Source organism: Meridianimaribacter flavus, assembly GCF_004366715.1.
In the GTDB taxonomy this organism is placed as follows: domain Bacteria; phylum Bacteroidota; class Bacteroidia; order Flavobacteriales; family Flavobacteriaceae; genus Gaetbulibacter_B; species Gaetbulibacter_B jejuensis.
Map to the genome: position 1 here is coordinate 355,556 of NZ_SOQZ01000003.1, position 25,271 is coordinate 380,826.

The window sequence follows — 25,271 nt, forward strand, 5'->3', positions numbered from 1 at the left end:
AACAGTTTACCTTTGGCTTATGCCAAATTTTATAGACGTCATACTTCCAATTCCTTTAGAAAAACTATTTACTTATAGTATTACTGAAGCCGAAGCCAATTTTTTAAAATCTGGTATGCGTGTGTCTGTGCCTTTTGGTAAATCTAAAATTTACACAGCTATAGTGCATAGTATTCACAATACTGCTCCAGTGGTTTATGAGGCGAAGGACATTCATCAAATACTCGATGAAACACCTGTGGTTACGCAAACTCAATTACAACATTGGCATTGGATTTCTAGATATTACATGTGTTCGGTAGGTGAAGTTATGCGTGCAGCATTACCAAGTGCATTTTTGTTGGAAAGTGAAACTATAATCACAAAAAATAAAGATAGGATTGTTAATGATGAAGACTTAAAAGACGATGAGTTTTTGGTTTATGAGGCGTTACACCATCAGTCATCATTAAAGATTCAGGATTTGATGTCTATTTTAGATAAAAAAAATGTACTTCCTGTTATAAAGCGTTTACTCGAAAAGAATGCAATTACTGTTGAAGAAGAAATTTATGAAAAGTACAAGCCTAAACTAGTTCGTTATGTAAAATTGCATTCTAGTTTTTCTTCAGAAAAAGCACTTCAAAACTTGCTAGAAGAATTAGGAAGAGCGCACAAACAAAAAGAAGTTGTGTTAGCATTGTTTTCAATTTCTGCACAAACCAAAAAGCCAGTTAAAGTTTCAGATTTAACCAATCAAAGTGGCGCGTCTTCAACTATTGTAAAAGCTTTAATAGATAAAGGTATTCTCGAAGAGTATTTTATTCAAACCGATAGAGTGCAATATGAAGGTGAAGAAAATGAAAGTTCAAAACAATTAAACGAACATCAGGAAAAAGCGTTAGAGCAAATAGAAGAGTCTTTTCAAAGCCAAAATATAACACTGTTGCATGGTGTAACTTCTTCAGGTAAAACTGAAATTTATGTCAAGCTCATTGAAGAGGTTTTAAAACAAAACAAACAAGTATTGTATTTGTTGCCAGAAATTGCTTTAACAACTCAGTTGGTTGATAGGCTGCAAAACTATTTTGGCGAACAAGTATCGGTATTTCACTCCAAGTATTCGGTTAACGAGCGTGTTGAGGTGTGGAATAATATGTTAGACAATTCACCAAAAGCACAAGTAATTTTAGGAGCTCGGTCTTCGGTATTGCTACCGTTTCATAATCTAGGATTAATTATCGTAGATGAAGAACACGAGCAATCCTATAAACAATTTGATCCTGCGCCAAGGTATCATGCAAGAGATACAGCTATTGTTTTGGCAAACATGTTTAAAGCAAAAACACTTCTGGGTTCAGCAACACCAAGTCTGGAGAGCTATTACAATGTAATGCAAAATAAGTATGGTTTTGTAGAGTTGAATCAGCGTTACAATAATGTGATGATGCCAGATGTTGAGCTAGTCGATATTAAAGATAAGCACAAAAGAAAGCGTATGAATGGTCATTTTAGTGATAGAATGATTGAAGAAATGACCGAAACGCTTGAAGAAGGTCATCAAATTATATTGTTTCAAAACCGAAGAGGGTTTTCTCCAATTGTTGAGTGTAATACCTGTGGGCATTCACCACAATGTCCAAATTGTGATGTGAGTTTAACCTTTCACCAATATAAAAATGAATTACGTTGTCATTACTGTGGCTATCACATGGCAATGCAACAGCAATGTCAAGCTTGTGGAAGTGTAGAAATTGATAGTAAAGGATTTGGCACTGAGCAAGTAGAAGAGGAGGTGAAAGCGTTGTTTCCTAATCATAAAGTAGCTCGTATGGATTTGGATACAACCAGAGGAAAATATGGTTATGAAAAAATAATTACAGCTTTAGAGCAACAGGAAATAGATATTTTGGTAGGAACACAAATGCTTACCAAAGGATTGGATTTTAGAAATGTAAAGCTTGTAGGAATCATGAATGCTGATAATATGCTCAATTTTCCTGATTTTAGAGCGCATGAGCGCAGTTTTCAATTAATGCTACAAGTTGCAGGTAGAGCAGGAAGAACCGATAAGCGAGGAAAAGTACTCATTCAAACTTATAATCCTTATCATCGTATTTTACAGCAAGTCTCTACTAACAATTACGTGGAGATGTTTAATGAGCAAATGAATGATAGACATAATTATAAATATCCACCACTGTATAGGCTTATTAAAATTACACTGAAGCATAGAGATTTTAATAAAGTCAATTTTGCAGCAGACTGGTATACAAAATCATTACGACAAGTTTTTAGAGATAATGTGTTAGGACCTGAGTTTCCTCCTGTGTCTAGGATTAGGAATTTATATCATAAAAATATTTTGGTGAAAATACCTCCAAAACAGTCACTATCAAAAACTAAAGAAGCTATTATTAAAATTAATAATAGCTTCCAAAGTGTTAAAGATTTTAGACCTGTAAGAGTAGTTTTAAATGTCGATAATTATTAAAGTTTAAATGTTGTTTAACGCATCAACAAGTTGTGTCTTTTTATTTCTACTTAAAGGAATTTCATAAGCTCCAACTTCAACATTCTTACTGTTAAATCGGTCTACTTTGTCAAGATTTACGATATACGATTTATGAATTCTTAAAAACTTACCTTCAGGTAGTTCTTTTTCAAAAGCTTTCATTGTAGATAATACTACTAAGCTATTTTCTTCGGTTACTAATTTTACATAGTCACCAAGAGCTTCAATCCATTTTATATCTTTAATGTATACCTTACGTTTTTTAAGGTTACTTTTAACAAAGATGTGCTCGCCATCAGTTTCATTAAAATCTAGCTTTAATTTATGCTGTTCTAATGCTTTTTCAACAGAAGTGTTAAAACGTTCTCTAGTGATTGGTTTTTGCAGATAATCGGTAGCATCATAATTGAAAGCCTTAAATGCGTATTCTGTTTTTCCTGTAACGAAAATAATTTGGGGTTTGTTGTTAAGTACGTCTAAAAGTTCAAAACCATTTAAAACAGGCATTTCAATATCTAAAAAGATAAGGTCTACCTTATGAGTATTTAATCCGTTTTTTGTTTCTAAAGCACTACTGTATTCTGCAATAAGGTTAAGTGAGGAATGGTTCTCAATTAACTTTACAATAGATAATCGTTGGATTGCAGAATCATCAACTACTACACAATTTAAAGTCATAACATTATTATATTTTAGGTTAAGATATCGACAATAGTACGAAAAATTCGGATAAAAACCAAAAAACATCGGTAAAGTGTTTCTTTTAACAAAATTTTAACACTATTGCGATAACTTCATTTTTCCTTTCAAAAATGTTGCCAGAATTAGAAATAATAGTTATTTTTGCACCCATTTTTAATTATAAAATTATATTTATATGAACCATTATGAAACTGTTTTCATCTTAAATCCCGTTTTATCTGAGACTCAGATAAAGGAAACAGTACAGAAATACGAAGATTTTCTTGTTTCTAAAGGAGCGAAGATGATAGCCAAAGAAGATTGGGGCTTAAAAAAATTAGCTTACCCAATTCAAAACAAAAAAAGTGGATTTTACCACTTATTTGAGTACACTGTAGATGGCGAAGTAATTTCTCCGTTAGAATTAGAATTTAGACGTGATGAGCGTTTTATGCGTTATTTAACAGTGAAATTAGACAAGCATGCTATTGCTTGGGCTGAAAAGAGAAGAACTAGAAACAAACAAAAAGCGTAAATTATGTCTTCAATTGAACAACAAGCAAAAGGAAAAAAAGATGGAGAAATTAGATATTTAACTCCATTAAATATAGATACCTCTAAAACGAAAAAATATTGTCGTTTTAAAAAGTCTGGAATTAAATACATCGATTATAAAGATCCAGATTTCTTATTAAGTTTTGTAAACGAGCAAGGTAAGTTATTACCAAGACGTTTAACAGGAACTTCTTTAAAATACCAAAGAAAAGTATCTGTAGCAGTAAAAAGAGCGCGTCACCTTGCGTTGATGCCTTATGTAGCAGATTTATTAAAATAAAATAACATAACTATGGAACTTATATTAAAACAAGACGTTGAAAATTTAGGATTTAAAGACGATATTGTAACAGTTAAGAACGGTTATGGTAGAAACTTTTTGATTCCTCAAGGACATGCTGTTATGGCAACAGCTTCAGCTAAAAAAGTATTAGCTGAAACTTTAAAGCAAAGAGCTTTCAAAGAAAAGTCAATTATTGAAGAAGCTAACAAAACTGCAGAGTTACTTAAAGGATTAGAAATTAAAATCGCTGCTAAAGCTGGTGCTGGTGCAACTGCTGGTGATAAATTATTTGGTTCTATTACTAATATAGACCTTGCTAATGCTTTAAATAACCAAGGACATGCTATTGAAAAGAAATACATTTCTATCAATGGTGGTAACATCAAGCGTTTAGGTCAATACGAAGCTGTAATCAGACTTCACAGAGACGTAACTGTAGATTTACCGTTTGAAGTTGTAGCAGAAGCTTAATATTCAAAAATAATATCTTTAAAAGCCTCAACTATGTTGGGGCTTTTTAATTACAAAAAACATTAGCAATGAAATACGCTAGACTTACTAAAGAACAATTTGAAGAACTCCATAAAGAGTTTATAAACTTTTTAGCAACCCAATCTATCACTGCAGATGAATGGGCAGACATAAAGGTTAATAAACCTGAAGTTGCCGAACAAGAGTTAGATGTGTTTAGTGATTTGGTTTGGGAAGGTGTGTTGACTAAAGTTAATTATCTAGAACATATATCGCCTCAACAAATGCATTTGTTTCATCTTAAAGAGAATGAAATGGAACTAATTGCTATTAAAATTAAAAATGAGACTACTGACTTAACAACGAGCGAAGGTTTTGACTGGTTTAGAAACAACCTCTTGTCTGATGATGTTGAGTTACTCACTGCAAAAAAGACTTATACTGAAGACAAAGCCTTAGATAAATTTAAATTAATACAACAAGGAGGCGTAATTACTAAAGGTGATTTATATAGGTATTTCGAGAACCTAATAAAGAAGTAAATAGATTTCTTTATTTTTCAGCTAACAGTTAAGAATTATTCATATCTCAACGACTCTACAGGATCTAGTTTTGCTGCTTTAACAGCAGGTAGTAATCCTGAAACTATAGCTACAACAAATGCAATAGTGAATGCACTAAACATCGCTAACCAAGGTATAGCAAATTGAAATTTAGCTACTGTTGCTACTATCAACCCAATACACGTACCTAGGATAATACCTAAAATACCACCTAGTTGTCCAATGATAATAGCTTCCATAAAAAATTGAAACGCTATTGTTTTTCGTTTAGCACCTAAAGCTTTTCTAACTCCAATTTCACGAGTACGCTCAGAAACCGAAACAAATAAAATATTCATTAGTGCTATTGATGACCCAAAAATGGTAACAATACTTATAATCCAAGCAGCCAAGTAAAGGTATTTGGTCATTTCACCAATACGATTTATAAGGTCATCGCTACGTTCTATTCCAAAGTTATTCTCTTCAATAGGATTAAGACCTCTAATGTTTCTAAACAATAAGATGGCTTCGTCTTGTGCACCTTGCAAGAAATCTTTTTTGTCAACTTTAACGCTTAAACCGTAATTAATATTAGGGCTAGTAAATATACTTCTTGCTTTTTGTAATGGTATGAGCATTCGTAAGTCTTGGTTGTTTCCAAATGTAGACCCTTTAGATTTTAGCACACCTATCACTTTAAATTTTGCACCTCTAACACTTATGGTTTTGTTAATAGGGTTAACATCGCTTAATAGTGCTTTTTCTAAATCGCTACCAATAACACATACGTTGTTATTGTTGTGTACATCAAAATAATTTAAAGCTCTTCCTTTTTCTATTTCAAGACCCGAATTTTGGATGTAATGCTCATTAACACCTAAAACCGCTACTTCAGGATCTGTTTTTAAGTTTTCGTGTTTTGCTTCTGCAGTTGAAGTGCCAAAAAATGAAATAGACGTTCTGGTGTAAGGAAAGTCATAAGCGTCTTCAAACGCTTTTACATCTCTATAACTAATAATAGGGTTTATTTTTTGACGTTCGCCACCACTTTGTCGTTGTGCGTTAAACTCGTAACGCTGCAAGTTAAATGTGTTGGCTCCCATTGAAGAAAAATCACTAGAAATAGTATTCTCTAAAGCCGATACACTACTTAAAATACCTACCAAAGCCATAATACCAATACCAATAATAAGTATAGTTAAAATAGTACGTAGTAACTGGGTTCTTATAGAGTCAAAAGCAATTTTTATATTCTCTTTAGCGAGTGAAAACATAAATTAAGATATCATGTAAAAGGTTATGTTATAGTATAAGACTACAAAAGCACAATAAAGTTACTATAAATTTGAAATAACTTGGCATTGCCTATAAAAATATAATATTTTTGTGCTGAATGAAATGAATTTACATGGATTTCATCTGTCACACTGAGCCTGTCGAAGAGTTTGTTTACGCAAGCAGATACTAAATTATAAGGTAGAATTAGATGATTGTGCTCTAAATGACAATAATAATTATAAAGTTTCACTAAAAGAGATTCCCACTTTCGTAGGACATATTATGGCACAAAAACCTAGTATACCAAAAGGCACAAGAGATTTTAACCCAATAGAGGTAGCAAAACGCAATTATATTTTTGACACTATAAAAGCACAGTTTCAGCACTTCGGGTTTCAACCTATTGAAACACCAAGTTTTGAAAACTCTGACACCTTAATGGGTAAATATGGTGATGAAGGAGACCGATTGATTTTTAAGATTTTGAATTCTGGGGATTATTTGTCAAAGGTTGATAATAAATATTATTTAGATAAAGATTCTAATAAACTTACACCTTATATCTCCGAAAAAGCCCTTCGTTATGACCTTACAGTGCCATTTGCACGTTATGTAGTACAGCACCAAAACGAAATTGACTTTCCGTTTAAGCGCTACCAAATGCAACCAGTTTGGAGAGCAGATAGACCGCAAAAAGGACGTTTTAGAGAGTTTTACCAATGCGATGCTGATGTTGTTGGATCGCAATCTCTTTGGCAAGAAGTGGAGTTTGTACAATTATATGATGCAGTATTTTCGGCTTTAAAGCTAGAAGGAGTGACTATAAAAATCAATAACCGTAAAATACTTTCAGGTATTGCAGAGGTTATTGGTGCGCAAGATAAACTCATTGATTTTACGGTAGCTCTAGATAAACTCGATAAAATAGGAGAGGAGAAAGTAAAAGAAGAAATGCTTAGTAAAGGTATTTCTAAAGAAGGTATTGAAAAACTACAACCGCTTTTTGAATTGCAAGGTGATTTCTCAGAACAAATTGTAGCACTAAAAGCTATTCTTTCGGTTTCTGAAGAAGGTAAAAGAGGTATTGAAGAACTGGAGTTTATCAATACAGCAATTTCAGAATTAAAATTACAAACTGCCAACTTGCAATTAGACGTTACTTTAGCAAGAGGACTTAACTATTACACAGGAGCTATTTTTGAAGTGTCAGCTCCAGAAGGTGTAAAGATGGGTTCTATTGGTGGAGGAGGAAGATACGACGACCTTACCGGAATATTTGGACTTAAAGATGTGAGTGGAGTAGGCATTAGTTTTGGTTTAGATAGAATTTATCTGGTACTTGAAGAACTTAATTTATTTCCTGAAACTATATCAGAAAGTATAAAAGTGCTTTGTATTAATTTTGGAGAAGCTGAAGCGTTAACCTGTTTAAAAGCAATAAAAGCATTAAGAGCTCATGGTATTAATGCAGAGTTGTATCCTGATGCTGCTAAAATGAAAAAGCAAATGAACTATGCCAACAAAAGAGCAGTACCTTACGTTGTGCTTGTTGGTGAGTCTGAAATGAGTAGCAATACATTTACACTTAAAAATATGGCTAATGGCGAACAGCAGCAGCTATCGCTTGAAGATTTAATTACTACTTTACAATAAAAAAAGCCCTGATTTCTCAGGGCTTTTTATTTAGTTAAGATTTTAAAGATTTGGGAGAAATTATTTAACTAAAACTTTCTTTGATACTGAACCGCTCACAGTATGAATTTTAATAATATAAGTTCCTGTACTTAAGTTCTTAACTTCATACTCAGAATTGTTGCTCTGAGGTATATTGTCAATTGTTGTAATAGATTGTCCTAAAATGTTTAGCATTTCCATTTGTTTAACTTCTAGTAATCCAGGGTTTAGTAAAACAATGGTTTTGGAAGTGTTATCATAATAAACATCTACTAGATTCAATTCATTGTCTTCAACACCCAATGCAGAGTCTTCTGCACTAAAGGTTATTTCATAAGTGTCTAGATATTCTCCAGCATCTAAATAAAAATTAAAATCGCCTTCGCTTAAGTTATGATAAGCGTCTGTTATCTTGTTGTGAATGTAAACTGTTAAGTCTTCTGGAGCGTTTTGTAACGCATCAATAGTAATGGTGTTCATACCATCAGTTTCAACCTTTATACCTAAAGGATATACTGTGTCTTCATTAGCTTCATTACTACCTTGGATAAGATATTTTTCGCCTTCAATCATCCAGAACATATCATCAATTTGGTTTTCATTTATCTTTCCATCGTAACCCCAATCAATATCTAAAGTTGCGTTTTCATCAATTGTAAGTAACAGCTGTCTTCTAATGGTATTAACAGAGTTAAGCCCAAGTCTTAGTTTTAATCTGTCGTCAGAGCTGTCAACAGAATTAGTTGTTACATCATAGTCGCTATCAGATGGACTTGATTGTCTCACAAATACTGATTGTGACCCACTTTCTCCATCGTAAGTTCCGTCTTCAATTCGGTAAATACGTTGGCCGTTATTGAAATTGATTTTACCACCAGCATCAGCTGATACGAAGAATCCTTGACTTACAGGAATATATCTTCCTGGACGTTTTACAGGAGTACCACCAGTACCAACATCAGGATCGTTTGTTCCATAAGAAGAAGCTGGTAAGCCACCTGAAAGGTTTAAAGTAGCATAGCCACCTTGGTATTCAGATAACACGTGAGAGCCTCCTCCCCAATGTTCCCAGAAGTATAATGTTCCTGTAATTGTTGAACCATTATCGTTAATAAACTGTAGTGCATCAATTGCAGAAGGGTATGGGTTACCAACTAGGTAATCATTATTTACCGCTAGGTCTAGGTCGTTTGTGCCACTAAACCCAATATCTCCATTGTTAGGTTTTCCTAAGAACGTATAGTTTTGGTCTGTTAATATTGAACCAGAACCAGGTCCTTTCATAGTAAATCCTTCACCAGCTAATAAGTTACCAGATTGACGAATGTGTTGCCATGATGAATAATCTCCTGAAGCTTGACTAGCAAATTTCCAAATCCAATAATCAGCAATTGTTACTGCAGGTGAGGTGTTTGATCCATTATATCCTGAAGAAGTAAAGACTATTGGGTTTGCGCCATTATCGTTGTACATAACATCTGATACAGTATAGCTATTATTGTTTGTAACTGAGCTTCCATTTCCAACAGGAGATGACCAATAGTTGTATGTAAAGGTATCTGCTGTTCCTTGTTGGTCGCGTTCTAAAGTACCTTCACTTTGTACATCAAGGTCACTATCTATAGTTTGTATTAATTGCGACTCACCTTCAAGGTCAATTTTGGCATTTGGTTGACCATTTCCTATAGATAAATAATGCGTTACAGTTACACCATTTCCTGTATGTGTTGCGTTGTTTCCTGTTACAGTCAGTTCATTGTTATCAACTAAAAGACCCAATAATAATCTGTTGTTGCTTTTTCCTGAAGGAAGAGAACTGTTATCCATAGTTATATTGTGAGAAGTTTCTACAATATTCCAATCGATAGTTTGGGTATTATCCATTACAGAAACTGAACCAGGAGCATATTGTAATGATCCATTTAACCATGTGTTATTAGTGTCCCAGCTTCCATTGTTGTTAGATATATAAGGAAGTGGAGCTGTTTGTCTATCTACAGTTCTTAGATGTCTTAATGCACCTTGATTACCATTACCAGATTCATCCTTAGTATTTGTGTACGTATATCTAGTCATTGGGTAGTAGGCAGCTAAGCTAGACCATGGCACTGTACCAATGTCGTTTTTGGTAGGAGTAATTCCTCTGCTAATAAAGTAAGACCCTCCAACGAAACTAGAGTTGTTTTCTATTTCTTGATTCATTACAAATCGTAACTGGTCTTCTGTAAGTGCTACATCCCATATTCTAACTTCATCAATATTACCTCTAAAGAAAGCTGTAGGAGTATTTTTGTTTGCAGCTCCAATATAGAATGATTGTGTTGTAGGTATTGGAGCAGTTCTACTAAAGGATGAATCCCTTACTCCATCAATATATAGTGTTGCAGTACCAGATCCATAAATAATGGCAACATGATGCCATTCATCTTCTGGAATTGGTTGGGTGGATGAAAGTTGCTGTGTTGATCCTCCATTTTCCCATATAACATTTAACCTTCCAGAACTTGATATTTTAAAATCATAACCTTCAGTAAATGGTTCATTTCTTTTAGAAAGAATTGATGTATTGTTTGATCCAGACTCTCTGTTTATCCATGCAGATATTGTAAATTCAGAAGAATTAAGGTCTACAGCGTCTTCCATATCTATGTAGTCTGTACTTCCGTTAAAGTAAACTGATCTGGTGTAAACTCTTTCTGGAGCCCAACCAAAAGTAATGTATTTAGTGCCATCAAAATCATAATTAGCTTTTACAATTGGCTCGCCAATTTCGTTAACGTCTTCAGTCATTACTCTATAATCTGCTGTTGGGTCAAAATTAGGTGTGTCAGAAATAAACATTAAATAACGACCGTCTGGAGGAGTAGCTGTTCTAACAGCACTTCTTAGAATTGCGACTTCAACAGAAGGAATGTCTCCACCTCTTTCAACAACTTTCCAAGTTCTTGCTATTCCGTTAAATTGTACCCAAGTTGATAAACCTGGAGTTATGCTAGAGCTCATGTTAACATCAACAATTACAGCTGGATCATCTAAATCAACACCATCATTTCCCCAAATCAAGAATTGTTTGTCTTGTAATTGAGTGTCAGGGTTTAAGTTATTTGTGTCATATATGCTAGATATACCCATTGTAACAACACCTTGACCTCTGGTTCCTCCATCTAAATCATTGTTAACACTTCTAGATTGTTTTTGTAATAAATCTGAAGCATCGTCACGCCCAATTCCTGCTATGTCATAATTAAACACGTCTTCACTAGGTGTTCCTGTATTGACATCCCAAATTACAGTTCCGTCACTGTCTACATAATCATGAGATGTACCATTAACTCCTAAAGTAATTCCATACTTAATCGCTAAATAAGATTGAATACGGTTACGTTCTTGTGTTAAGTTTGCATCGTCTTTTCTAGATGAGAAAGTGATGATTTCACAAACTCTTGCATTCAATGTGGCTTCCCAACCTTCACTACGCCCAATCCAATATTTTGAGTCACTTACATTTAAAAATTCAACAACATCATTTTGTGCATATTCTATGTTGTTGGCATTGTAATAAAGCTCTTGTTGTGTTACAGCTGTATTGTTTCTTGCATTAATAATTCCTACATTATCATAAGATGTGTTTTGATCATATACTGCATATCCATCTCTATTAGGGCAACTTCCACCTGTGCTATACGTTCCAATGGCAAAAGCAATACTTTCATTACAAACACGACCAGTATAATCACCCATACCTATACCAGTTGCATCAGTTTCATTTGAGCTAGTATTAGCATCTCCACAAAAAGTATCCATAAACCCAAATGAATCATTTATAGCTGTATCATCAGGTATTAATACCACAAACATATCTTGGGTGTATAGACCACCATCACCTTCTAAAAATTGAGTGTTGGTATTGTCGTATGAAAAGTCAGAATCTAAATTAAAAGATGAAAATGTATTGTCAAACTCTACTACTGGGTTGAAATTTACATTTCTGTAAGGATTATCATAATATGTTGGTTCTTGACCTGGCGTGTTTACTGTAGCATCGTTATCTTTACTTTGGTCAATCCACAAACTAACGCTTTGTCCATCAGTATAGCCTAATCCGTCATTTCCTTTAAGCCATAACTCTAAATCGCTAGTAACACCTCCTGGAGCTGTAGAACCAGATCCTTCAATGTTGAAGGTGTAAGGATTTTCGTCACTATCATTGTTAGCTATGGTAACTGTAGCTGTACGTGTACCTACTGCACTTGGGTCAAAAGTAATATCAAAAGTGGTACTGCTACTAGAACCAATTGTATTAGAAGGTATAGAGGTTACTGTAAAATCACTAGCATTGGTACCTCCGATTAATACATATGGAGAACTGCCTGTAAGGTTTAAGTCTAGTAAATTTCCATTGTTTTGTATAGTAAATGTTTTTATAATAGTTCCTCCTGTAACATTAGTATTACCAAAATTAGTATTATCAGAAGGAGATGGAGTAGTGTCTCCACTCACTATTGTTGTTCCGTTTCCTTGTATGTTTATTTCTGGAGCAGTAGTGTACCCATTACCTTGAATATTAAAAGTATATGGGTTTTCGTCGCTATCGTTATTTGCTATAGATACTATTGCTGTTCTTAAGCCTGCAGCACTAGGAGAAAATGTGATTGTAAATGTTGTGTTACCTCCTGCAGAAATTGAACCTGAAGGATTTGCAGTGAGCGCAAAGTCTCCAGGATGTAATCCGGAAATTGAAATATAAGGAGAAGGGTCTGTTAAATTTAAAGTTGCTGATCCTGTGTTTTGAATGGTAAATGTATTTGCATTAGATCCTACAGATACAAATTCAGAACCAAAATCAGTGTCATCAGTAGCCGATGGTGTTGTGTCATTGTTGTTTATGGTGTTACCATTTCCAACTAAGTTAATTTCAGGTTGTGGTGTGCCTGAAGTAATATTTATGGTGTAGTCTTCTACTTCACCATCAAAATTAGTTTCGCATGATGTAGGATCTGAATTATATTTAGCAGAAACACGCATTCTTGTGTTTCCTATTGTTGCTCCAATAGGAACAGTTACACTCAATGGAGAATTATTTGTAGCTCCATTTGTAACATTGTATGCGCTACCCATATCATATTCTTCACCAGAATCACCAAAGCTTCCGTTTTGGTTCCAATCTATCCAAACTTTTGCATGTGCAGAGTAGCTTCCATCGGTATTAACATTGATCGTTAAGTTATATGAATTGCCTTGAGAAACTGAAGTTGAAATATGAGTGAAATCTTCGTAGCCTATATCTTTATTAGGGCCGTCACTGTTGTCTATAGTGTTAAATACAACTCTAGTAACTCCAGTTTCATATGAGGTGTTACCAGATGATGCACAATACGTAATTGAAGGGCTGAAATTCACTACCTGAATCTCATGAGCCATAGTATTACCACTTCTATGAGCCCAATGTGCTGCTTGCGTGGTTGAGTTAAAGTAATAATTACGCCAGCCTCTACCATAGGCTGTACCACCGCCACTAGAGGTAGAGGTACCAATGATTAATGCTTCATTAGTACTGCCTAAACCAGCAGATGAAATATTAATGCTTGTTTCACCAGAAGTATTACTCGTGTTAGTATATCTCGTAACTTGAATATTTGGGTTGTTTACTACGTGAACAAATTGGCGATTGCCATTGGTACGAGCATCATGCTCACTATGAAAAGCCCAAGAAACAGTTTGGTTATTTCCTCCAGGACTCATAACTGGCCAGTTATCTGCGATAGCATCGTCAGTACCATTATCACTCATGTTTCCTCTATGGTGCGTAAAAATCATAGCTTCACTCCAATCAGAAACACTAGCAGTTCCTCCAGAACTTCCATTAGCATTCGTTCGTAAAGTGATGTTACCAGTATCTGTATTTACACTTCCAGAATCACCATGAAGTATGGTCCAGTTGCTACCAGTAAATTCTACCAAAGTGATATAAACAGTCACATTATCAGCATTTGAACCTTTTTGTACACGCATTGTGGATGAGTTTTCAAGATACGCAATTGCTGAACCAGAATCTGAACCAGCCGATGATGCGCTGTTTACAATACCAGTAATAAAAGGAATGCAATCGTTTGCGTTACTAATACCTGTTAAAGATTGAGTAACATTGTTAGTGCCTCCATTTAGTGTAATTGTATATCGACCTCTAACTATAAATTCATTAGCACCTCCTGGAGACCCTGTGTACTCCCAAACAGATGCGTTAAATTTAGTGTTATTGTTAGTTGAATTACCTTCTCTGTAATAAGTGACTGTATTGGTTGCTGTTAATCTAACAGCTCCAGATACATCTCTCCCAGGAGCAGTTGACGAATTTTCGTCAGATCTACCAGCTTGAGCTAATCTGTTGTTATTATTTAATACAAAGGCATTATTTAGAGAAGAAACAGCTGTTATTGATGATGTAGCTCCTGTTCTTGGAACGTTTCTATCAAGATGTTGCACATTGAAATCTTGAGAAAAAGTAATAGTCGAAACTAAAAGTACACATAATATTATAAGGTACTTACATACTGTGAAAGTATAATTTTTCATAAGCGGTTAAATTTTAGTTTGGGACTAACTAATTAATTAAAAGCGATACAAATATATAAAAACACTCCATGAAATGCAAAAAAAACCGATAAAGTGTATTTGTTATTTGTAATTTATTGATATAAAGTTTTTTAAAAAGACTGCAAGCATAATTGTTTGCAGTCTTTCTTTGAGGGCTTAATATATTATTGCTTTACCAATCGCTTAACAAACGACGTATTTGTTTCACTGTCAGTTATTTTTAAAAAGTACGTTCCGCTAGATAATGAATTTAAATTGGTTAAATTTATTTCATTATTTGTAGGGGTTAAGTCTCTTAAATCTAATACTGAGCGTCCGCTAACATCATAAACATTAAGGTTTATATTTGTGTTTATGTTATTCAATTTTATTGAAATATTGCTGTTGAATGGGTTTGGGTAAATCAACACATTGTTTTCATTAAATGTATCTGTGTTTAAAGTTGAATCTATAATATCAATAGTATAATCCTCAACTTCTCCGTAGCTAAATGTTTCACATGGGTCGTCAGCTGTATTTCCTGCACTATTATAATACTTCATTATAACACGCATTCTTGTTGTACCTAATTTGGCATCAGGTGCATTAGGTACTGAAAAGGTTGTGCTTACTGGTGTCGTAGTGGAAGATGCACTTTCCATTATTTTTTCAGACGATTCAAAGGTGCCATTATGGTTAAAGTCAATCCATACTGATACGGCTTCTCTGTATTGAGTACCTGTCCAATATTTGGTAACACTAATATTGTTTCCAGAAGAATTTAAATCTAATGTAAAAACTGTGCTTGTTAAATCTGAATACCCTGAAGATGTAGTTGATTGAGTGTTATTACTGCTACTATTTAGGGTGACATTACTAATGTATTCATCTCCAATATCTCCACCTTCTGCATCACAATAGTTAACACCTGTTGTAGAGAATTGTTGAGAAGTAGAATAACTTGTATTATTAGATCCACAATAAGAGCGAACTTGAAACTCATAAGTTGTTTCAGGGTCTAAACCACTTATTTGATATGGGTTTGTAACACTTGTAACTTCAATCCATGAAGAGGCACCAACTACTCTATATCTAATGTCAAAATCATCAGCAGTAGAAGCTGTCCAAGATGCATTAGTTGAGCTTGAGTCTGTTCCTGTAGTTGTTAAACCAGTAGGAGCTGATGCTGTTAACGGAGTTAAAAGAATATCAGACAGTACTAAAGTTTGATAATCAGAAATTGTTTGATTTGTTAGTGTAAAAGATTGGTAACATGGAGCTTCAAACAAGATGTCGTAAGTTCCAGATTTCACAGGTCTATAATAATCTCCAAAAGGAGCGCTACTTATTGTGTGCGAGCCTACAGCATCGTGACCAACTAGTGTAACTGTTGCTTCTACTGGGTTATTAGACACAGCGTCTTTTACAAATCCTTGAAAACCGTAAGTTCCTTGTATTAAATATTCAATTAAAGCTTCACGGTTATAATCCCAATGATCATCTAATTGTGATGCAGGTATCACTTTAGTATTTGAAAGCTCAATAGTTACTTCTTTACACTGTTTGTAAAAGTTCATGTAATCTTGACGACCACCATATACTTGATACCAATCAGCACCTTCTGTAACTCCTGGCCATTGATAGTTACTATAAGTAGCGTCCATATATCCAGAAGGACTATTGTTTTGACAGTTTACAGCGTACTCTTTACTTACTAAGAAAAACCAATCGCTATCAGCATGATCTGTATGCGTATTATCAAAAGGATAGTTAACAACTTCGGTTCCACCATGAAAATTAGCTGAAAGCACAAAATGATTATCTTCTGCTAAAGCTAAGAAATGTTGGGTTTCAATTTGATATTCTTCTCCATCAGGATGAGCTCCTGCAACATTATCTGGATAGTTTCTATTTAAGTCCACATTATTAGCGTTTGCACGACGTGAGTTTGCTACAGATGTGTTAGAAGCACTATTGTAATAAGTTCCATCTGGATTTGCCATTGGGTTTATCCATATTTCAGAGTTATTGATAAGACTTGTAATTCTAGCATTATCTGGGTGAGATGGTGTTTTATAAGCAGTTATAAAATAATCAATTAAATCTAACATTAAAGGATAACCAGTAATTTCGTCACCATGCATTGAGGAGGTGTACATTAATTTTGGCTCAGCTTCTTCAGTAGCGATGTTGTCAGATAGTTTAATAAATAGTAAGCGCTTGTCTCCACCGCCTACACCTTCAGTGGTTCCGCCAATATCAACTAATTCACAAATATCAGGATGCATTGTAGCAAATGCATACATTTGAGCTTCATAGTCTGCGTAAGTTGGGTAATAAGTTAAAGGAAAAGTTAATGGGTATGAACCTTCAGTCGAGTTTACAGTATTTACCTGATTACTCATAACTATACCATAGGCTTCATTGTCTACTGCGTTTACATTGAAACTAAGGTTTCTTTCTAAAAATAAGTTGAATTGTTGTGTATTAGCCCAAGCATAAACTGTTTTAGTAGAAGGGTCATAATTAAGTATAGATAATTTATCTGTAAACTCTTGAAGTTCAGAAACATCTTCTATTTTAAAATCAAAATAAACTTCTTTTTTCGAATCTAAATATTGTTCGGCTTTTTCTAAGCTAGTTTGCGCTTTGGCATTTATGCCTGCTAAACAAAGTAGCGTTACAAGTAGAAGGGTAGTTTTTTTCATCAGTTTTACGTGTTTAATGAATTATTATGGCGCTAATATATAATTAATTTTTAAAAAACATCCATAAAATGCAAAAAAATCCGATAAAGTGCAATTTTTTAATTAATTCGTAGTATTTCGATTACGTTTTAATGCACTAATAAAAGTTTGCTAAGAGAAGCTTTATTGTTGTTTTCAATCTGTACAATTACTGTACTAGATTGTATATTGTTAATTGTAGTTTTAAAGCTAGAAGAGAAAATGTTTTGCTTTTCAAAAAGTAGTTGACCATTAATACTGTAAACTTTTAACGAGTTAATTGTGGTTGAGTTTTGTGTGTCAATATTAATTTGAGAAGTGTTTTTTATGTATCTAATACTAGCAGATTCTAACCCAAACTCATCAATAGATAATTGTGCTGAGCTATTGGCAAAGTTTATTAAAGAAAGGTCGTTGGTAAAAGTTATATGATACCTGTTTAAGTATTCTCCACTGTAAAGTGAGTTTATATAGTTGCTATCATTAATTGAGGTAAAGGTATCTAAATATGAATCATATACATACACGTCTATTTCGGTTTCAAAATTTTCTAGTGAATTCAATGCAATTTGAATTTCGCCTGAGTTGCTCAAAAACATTCCTAAAGGATATTGTTTTGAAATATCAAACTCGCCTACACCTTGAATGATATAGTTTTGATCGTTAATTCTCCAACTTAAATCATCGGGAAGGTTTTCAATGTTTAAGGCATCATAACCGTAATCAACATCATCAGTAGCTGAATTATCAGAAGTAAAACCTAATAAAAGGTGTCTGGTATAACCTAATGGAGTGACAAAGTCTACTCTAAGACGTTGTATAGTGCTAGATTGAGTTTCTTGGTTGCTAGTGTTTTGGCTATTGGTATTAGCAAATACAGCAATGCTTAGTAATAACACAAGCAGTGTTAAGTAGGTAGTTTTATTCATTTGATTTGGGGTTAAATGAACATAATATGTTTAGTTGCAGGCTAATATATAAGAAATAATCAGTTTTATCTATTAAACGCACAAAAAATCGATGAAATACATAAAAATAAAAAAAGAGCAAGATATCTTGCTCTTTTTGAATAACTTAAAAATTTGGTGCTTTAACTAGTACTTAACAATAACTTTTTTACTGTATGAACTAGTGTTTGTTTCAATTTTTACTACATAGTTTCCTTCAGAAATGTTCTTTACAGGAATTCTTAGTTCATCAGAAAGAGGAAGGTTGGTCATGTTCCATGATTTTACAACCTGTCCAGCAATATTTATCATATAAATTTGCTTAGCATTGATTGATGAAGTTGTTTTAATGTATAACTCATTAGAGTTATGTAAATATTTTACAGTAATATCTTTAAGTTGAGTATCAATTACTGATAGTGAATTGTCTTCGACAAATACAATATTAAACCTACTATTATAATCACCTGCTTCAAGATTAATGTTAAAGTTACTGTAGTTAATTTGAGTATAACTGTCTTCAGTACTGTCATATACAAAAACATCAATGTCTTCATCAAAATTTTCTAAATCAGTTAATGAGATGCTTACATTTCCTTGATCGCTTAGATGGATATTAAGAGGATATGTGTTTAGTTCATCAAACTCGCCAACACCTTGAATAATATAATTGTTATCTTCTATACTCCAAGAAGCATCATTGGTTAGTTGATCTCTATTTTGCGCATCATATCCATAGTCAACACCATCAGTAGCTTCATTATTAGGAGTAAAACCTAACAATAAATGTCTACCAGCATTTTCAGAGGTTGTTACTTTTAATCTTAAGCGTTTAATACCATCATTGTATGCTTCACTTTCACTGTTTTCAGAGTTTAAATTAAGTCCGTTTGACCTCATAAATACAGAAGCTCCACTTGTTTCTTTAACAAAAGTACGCTGAGAGTTATTAAAAGTAATAGTACCACCATCAGCATCAGCTAGTACAAAGAAACCTTGACCAACTGGTACATATCTTTGTGGTATTTTTCCTGTATTACCTGAGCCATTAATTTCAGGAGGTGTTACAGAGGGTACACCACCTAATTTAGTGTAGTATGCGTAAACTCCTTCATATTCAGACAAGTAGTGCGAGTTGTTAGATGGAGCTTGCTCCCAAAATATAAGTGCGCCATCTAATAATGTACTGCTTCCAAGAGGTCCATTATCATCAATAAAAGTATTTGCATCAATTGCTGAAGGATAAGGGTTACCAACTAAAGCAAGATTCAATCCACTTATTGAATGAGTAATAGTACCATTATTTGGTTGTCCTCTAAAGGTGTAAGTTTGATTTGGTGTTGCAGCTCCACTACCTTTTAAGGTAAATCCAAGTCCTACATTTACATTTGATGTAGGGTTAATAGATATCCAAGAGCTGTAATCATTGATAGCACCATTTAGGAAATTATATAACCAATTGCTACTTAATGTAACAGGGTTGGTTGCTCCATTAGCATCATAGCCTGTAGTCCAACTCACAGGATTGTTGCCATCGTAAAGAATACTTCCAATATCATACGTTCTAGAGTTACTAGAGCCTAATGTACTTACAGGGCTTCCCCAATAATTATAATTGTATAGGTTACTTGTTCCTTCTTGATCACGTTCTAATCGTCCTGACCCTGTATAATCAACAATACTATTATTCGGTTGTAATAACTGAGACTCACCAACTAAATCCAGAACACCATCAATTTTTAAGTATTTACTAACGTTTAGCTGTTGGTCATTGGTAATGCTATATCGGTTAGCGTCAACAAGTAAACCTAAAACAGTAGTTGCTCTATTTCCTGACGTTACATCATGCTGAGTTCTTACAATGTTCCAGTTAACCGAAGTTCCATTAATACCATTGGCGTTAGGAACTTGTTGTACAGTACCATTTAACCATGTGTTTTGATTATTCCAAGTCCCGTTTTGATTACTTACATAAGGTAGAGGAGAAGTCTCTTGCTGCGTTGAGTTTATGTTTAATAGATTACCATTAATTCCACCAAGGTTTGCATTTAATAGTCCTCCACTAACATCAAAAGCTTGATTCATTTGATAATAAGCATCAAGATTTGCCCAGTTTAATCCAGCAATATCTAAACCTAAAACAGAACCTCTAACATTTGCACCATTTTGCTCAATTTCTTGATTCATCATTTCACGAATTTGGGTAGCTGTAAGTGCTGTATTCCAAATACGCAATTCATCTAGCCAACCGTTAAAATGGTTAGTTGGTATGTTAGTGTTTCTGTCCATTGCGCCTAATAAAAATCTTCTGTTGTTTGCATTAGGAGCACCACCTGTGTTACTGTTTATTTCTACACCATCTACATAAAGCCTATATGTTGAACCATCAAATGTAACAGCTGTATGATACCATCTGTTAGTGGTTAATCCAGTTGCAGAAACTTGTCCGCCACCATTCCATCTAAACGATAGTGTATTATTTACTAATCTTAAATCAAAACCAGTACTTAAGTTAAGCGCATTCCTTTTAGAATAAATAGTCTTGATGGTTCCAAGTGCATTTGGTTTTACCCAAATTTCTATACTGAAAGGACCGTTAAGATCAAAATTATCATTGAATGAAACTGTATCATCAATACCATCAAAATCAATATTATTACCACAGTTAGGGAAACTAATATTAGCCAAAGTGGCTTGTGAATTACCACAAGGAGAAGGATTTGTAATAGTCCATATAATACTGTACGTGCCACCACTTTCACCTATAAATGTAGCATTAGGGTCATTTACGTTAGAAAAACTAAAACTATGTCCAGTACTTGAAGTTGCTGACCATTGACCAGAACCATTTCCTGATAAAGTAATTTGAGCAGTACATCCAGTAGCAGGAACCGCAATAGATGCTGATGCTGTTGTAAATGGAACTATAGTATAGGTAACAGAATCAGATGTGTTACTACAAGGAGCTATGGCTGAATTTGTTGTATAAGTCAATGTTACACTGCCATTAGTAATATCATTAGCTCCTAACGTATAAATAGCATTAGGATTGTTGTTATTGAAAGTACCATCACCTGATGAAGACCAAGTAGCAGTTGTGCTTCCTCCTAAGGTTGCGTTAAGGTTAATGCTACCACTTGTTTCACAAATGGCTTGGTTAGTACCTGCATCAACTACAGGTAATGGGTTGATAGTAACAACTTTTGAATCTACTGCTACACCACATGGTCCTGCAGGATTGTTTGTCGTATAAGTTAAAGTAACTGAGCCATTAGTTATATCAGCAGCACTTGGAGTGTAGATTCCAGATGAGAAGTTACCAGTTCCTGATGTGCTCCAAGTAGCTGAAGTAGCACTTCCTCCATAGTTAGCAGAAGATAAGTTTACAACATCTCCTTCACAAATGGTTACATCGTTTCCAGCATTAACAGTAGCCGCTTGATTAATCGTTATAGTTACAGTGTCGCTTGCTGAACCACAAGGTCCACTAGGATTATTTGTTGTATAGGTAAGCACTACACTTCCGTTTGTTATGTCAGAAGCTCCAGGAGTATATATGTTGCCGACAAAGCCACCATCACCTGCTGTACTCCATGAAGCAGAAGTGGCACTTCCTCCATAAGAAGCTGAAGATAGCGTTACAGATTCTCCTTCGCATATCGTTTGATCAACACCAGCATACACTGTAGCTAAAGGATTTATTGTAACTACCATAGTATCGCTATCGCTAGGACATATTCCATCACTAGGTGTGTTTATTGCTGTAAGTGTTACCGAACCATTAAAGATATCACCCGCACTTGGTGTATATGTGTTACCAGAAAAGTTACCTGACCCAGAAGTCGTCCACGTTACTACAGCATTTGTTCCTGAATAAGTGATTGAAGAAAGGTTAACGGTTTCTCCTTCACAAATTGTAATATCGTTAGGAGCTGTAATAGTAGCAGGTTCATTAATATTTACAGTAACTGTTTCATTTAATGCTAAAGCACAATTATTTCCTCCTCCTGGATAAGTTGCAGGATTGTATCGTACTCTGTTTAAGCTATATGTTGTGGTAGTGGTAGGTGAAACAGTAATAGTTGTAGACCCACTTGGACCTAAAGGTAGCCATGTGTTTCCTGAACCATCATTATATCTAATTTCAGAATTAGGAGTACCTGTAAAAGTAATAGTAGTTGAATCTCCTTGACAAAGTGTAACATCTGAAGAAGATATTGTAGCATCAGGGTTTTCTATTATATGAATTTGCATTGTACTTTCTAATGGGTCACACCAAAAAGTACTTTCAGCTAGTAAAGATATTGTAATAATGTCACCTGGTTGAGCTGATGAAGGAATGGTGTAAGTACTTGTTTCCGTGTAATCATAAATATCACTACAGTCATAATACCCATCAACACACCACCATAAGAAATAGTCGGTACATACCCAAACGCAATCATTTCCAACTAATTCTGTTGAGAAACTTCCGCCTGCACCATTATCATCCCAAGTCCATTCGTCATAGTTTAACCCTCCAGCATTACCATTCATAGTGACTTGAGTTGTACCTTCACAAACATAAATGTCTGGTCCAGCATCAATGTCAGTTCCAGAGAAGTTTAAGAATATTAGTTCACTAGCTGTTGAAGATGTTCCACAAGCATTTGTAGCCGAAACAGATACAGTTTCAAAAAAAGCAAAAGTGCCATTTACAGTAATTGTAACTTCATTAGTGCCTTGTCCTGACTCAATAGTAAGTCCTCCTGATACAGTCCAATTGTAAGTTTCAACATTAGGATCGTAAGGAACAGAGTATACTAATTCGGCAACAGGACAAAATAAAGAAAAAGGACCATTTATATTATTAGGTGTGCTAGGAACACCATTATATACAGTAATGATTCCTGATATAGAGTCTCCAGCTCCACAACCAATGGTTGAAACCGTGTAATTATAAATACCTGGTTGTGTAGTAGTTCCGCTTATTGTGTATATCCCTGTAGCAGCATTATAAGACCCAGTAATTCCAGCAGGTAAAGCAGGTGTACTTGTTAAAGTTGCTCCTGTAGCTCCAGAATTTAATTGAAATTGAAGATTTACAGAGTCACTATTGTCATTGCAAATACCTTGATTTTCTGAACTAGATAATAAAGTTATAGTAGCATCAGGACCAACAGTAATTGTTCCTGTAGCAGTATTTCCACCACAACCAATTGGGGTTACAGTATAGTTAAATGTTCCTATTTGACTGGGAGTACCACTAATTGTAAAAACACCACTAGTGTATGATCCACTGATACCTGTAGGGATTCCTGTAATTGTTGCTCCAGTAGCATTAGCAATATTATATGTAATATTAACTAAACTATCTCCATTACAAATTGTTTGATTGTTATTAGCTGAAGTTAATGAAATTGTAGCATCAGGTGTTACAGTCATTGTTAAACTTTCAGTAGCAGGTATAGGAGTAGCGCAAGTAGCGTTTGATGTCACAGAAACTGAGATGATATCTCCATTATTAATGGCTGAGGAACTGTAAGAGTTGGTATTTGTTCCAACAGGGTTACTATTAACATACCATTGATAAGAAGGGTTAGAGCCTCCATTTGTTAAACCTGTAACAAAAAAGGTTAAATTATCTCCATTACAGGCAGGATTAGCTGATGCGTTTAAGTTGAAGGTTACAGGTAAAAGTGGGTTAACAGTCATAGTAATTGTATTACTGCTCACTGCTGTAGCACATACCGAAACACTTGAAGTCATTTCAACTGATACTTGATCATTGTTGGTGAGTGTACTTGTAGTAAAAGTATTACTATTGTTTCCTACAGAACCACCATTAACAAACCATTCATACGATGGAGTTGCTCCACCATTAACAGGTGTAGCAGTAAAAGTTACTGCTTCACCAGCACAAACAGGGTTGTTGTTTACACTTATAGAAACTGAGGCACCTTGAGAAGCATCGGTTATGGTTACCGTTGCAGTACAAGAATCAGAGTTTCCTGAACCATCAGTCACTGTTAATGTTACTGTGTTTGTTCCAATATCATTACAATCAAAAGTAGTTTGCGACAATGTCATATTTGAAATAGAGCAATTGTCTGTTGAACCGTTGTCTATATCATTAGCAGTAATTGTTGCTAAGCCTGTTGTTGGGTTTAACTGTAAACTTAAATTTTGACATATTACATTTGGTGCTTCATTGTCAACTACAGTTACAATTTGAGTGCAAGTAGTTGAATTACTATATCCATCATTTGCTGTCCAAGTTACTATCGTTTGACCTAGAGGGAAAATAGCAGGCGCATCATTACTATAACCAACACCACAGTTATCATCTACTGTTGGAGTACCTAAGCTTACACCACTAGCAGTACAAAGTCCAGTATCAGCATTTACAGTAATATCTCCAGGACAAGTAATCGTAGGAGGTGTTACGTCATTTACAGTTATAATTTGAGTACATTGACTACTGTTTCCTGCTAAATCAGTTACAGTCCAAGTAACTGTTGTATTTCCTAGAGGGAATGTAGCTGGTGCATTATTTGTGATGGTGTCAATGCTACAGTTATCATTAACGGTTGGGCTGATTAATGTTACGCTAGTTGCTTCACAATTGTTATCAGCGTCTACTGTGATATCAGAAGGACAGGCTATTGTTGGGTTTTCATTATCATTAACTGTTACTGTAAACGAACAAGACGTTGTATTACCAGCTGTGTCTTCAATTTCAAATGTGTTTGTAGTAGTTCCTACAGGAAATGCACTTCCTGAAGGTAAACCTGCGGTTTGAGTAATAGTAACTGAACCGCAATTATCAGAACCAGAAGGAGCTGCATAAGTTACGATAGCTGAACATAGTCCAGTGTCATTAGTTGTTGTAATGTTGCCAGGGCAATTTATAGTTGGGTTAGTAACATCATCAATAACCACGTTTTGAGTTTGTGTAGATGTATTTCCGTTTCCATCATCATAAGTCCAAGTCACTACAGTTGTACCTTGAGTAGCGATTGGTAAAGAGGCATCATGAGTTACAGTTACCGTACCACCACAGTT

Annotated in this window: 12 protein-coding genes; 6 read left to right on the forward strand and 6 right to left on the reverse strand. The window is 34.6% G+C overall.

Translation table 11 applies throughout. From position 1 onward, the window contains the following. Positions 1–19 precede the first annotated feature (19 nt). Positions 20–2,473: a primosomal protein N' gene (gene priA, locus A8975_RS08700; protein WP_134199857.1), complete on the forward strand. Its 2,454-nt coding sequence runs from the start codon at positions 20–22 to the stop codon at positions 2,471–2,473. A gap of 3 nt (positions 2,474–2,476) precedes the next feature. Here the strand turns inward: priA and A8975_RS08705 are convergent, their stop codons facing one another. Then, entirely contained in the window at positions 2,477–3,172 is a 696-nt protein-coding gene (locus A8975_RS08705; protein ID WP_129761353.1) for a LytR/AlgR family response regulator transcription factor, read from the reverse strand. Positions 3,173–3,371: 199 nt separating this feature from the next. On the opposite strand from A8975_RS08705, the gene rpsF reads away from it, so the two are divergent. From rpsF to A8975_RS08725, 4 genes are all read left to right on the forward strand, one after another. Further along, positions 3,372–3,710, forward strand: a complete 339-nt coding sequence (gene rpsF / locus A8975_RS08710; protein WP_129761354.1) for a 30S ribosomal protein S6 — start codon at positions 3,372–3,374, stop codon at positions 3,708–3,710. Then, on the forward strand, positions 3,711–4,010 hold the full coding sequence (rpsR, locus tag A8975_RS08715) for a 30S ribosomal protein S18 (RefSeq protein WP_187347862.1): 300 nt from the start codon (positions 3,711–3,713) through the stop codon (positions 4,008–4,010). It abuts the gene before it with no gap. A gap of 12 nt (positions 4,011–4,022) precedes the next feature. Further along, positions 4,023–4,484: a 50S ribosomal protein L9 gene (rplI, locus tag A8975_RS08720; protein WP_129761356.1), complete on the forward strand. Its 462-nt coding sequence runs from the start codon at positions 4,023–4,025 to the stop codon at positions 4,482–4,484. A gap of 68 nt (positions 4,485–4,552) precedes the next feature. Further along, on the forward strand, positions 4,553–5,026 hold the full coding sequence (locus A8975_RS08725) for a DUF6495 family protein (RefSeq protein ID WP_131508509.1): 474 nt from the start codon (positions 4,553–4,555) through the stop codon (positions 5,024–5,026). Between the two features lie 35 nt (positions 5,027–5,061). On the opposite strand, the gene A8975_RS08730 is transcribed toward A8975_RS08725, so the two are convergent. Then, positions 5,062–6,303: an ABC transporter permease gene (locus tag A8975_RS08730; protein WP_129761358.1), complete on the reverse strand. Its 1,242-nt coding sequence runs from the start codon at positions 6,301–6,303 to the stop codon at positions 5,062–5,064. 286 nt (positions 6,304–6,589) lie between these two features. On the opposite strand from A8975_RS08730, the gene hisS reads away from it, so the two are divergent. Continuing rightward, positions 6,590–7,960: a histidine--tRNA ligase gene (hisS, locus tag A8975_RS08735; RefSeq protein ID WP_131508511.1), complete on the forward strand. Its 1,371-nt coding sequence runs from the start codon at positions 6,590–6,592 to the stop codon at positions 7,958–7,960. 60 nt (positions 7,961–8,020) lie between these two features. On the opposite strand, the gene A8975_RS08740 is transcribed toward hisS, so the two are convergent. The 4 genes from A8975_RS08740 to A8975_RS08755 all read right to left on the reverse strand — a co-directional run. After that, entirely contained in the window at positions 8,021–14,554 is a 6,534-nt protein-coding gene (locus A8975_RS08740; RefSeq protein ID WP_134199859.1) for a choice-of-anchor D domain-containing protein, read from the reverse strand. A 185-nt stretch (positions 14,555–14,739) separates the two neighbouring features. Next, on the reverse strand, positions 14,740–17,262 hold the full coding sequence (locus A8975_RS08745; RefSeq protein WP_131508514.1) for a M14 family zinc carboxypeptidase: 2,523 nt from the start codon (positions 17,260–17,262) through the stop codon (positions 14,740–14,742). Between the two features lie 128 nt (positions 17,263–17,390). Then, positions 17,391–18,209, reverse strand: coding sequence for a hypothetical protein (locus tag A8975_RS08750; RefSeq protein ID WP_131508516.1), 819 nt, complete (start codon positions 18,207–18,209; stop codon positions 17,391–17,393). A gap of 165 nt (positions 18,210–18,374) precedes the next feature. Next, the coding region (locus A8975_RS08755) for an HYR domain-containing protein (protein ID WP_166667461.1) at positions 18,375–25,271 on the reverse strand (6,897 nt) is incomplete at its 5' end.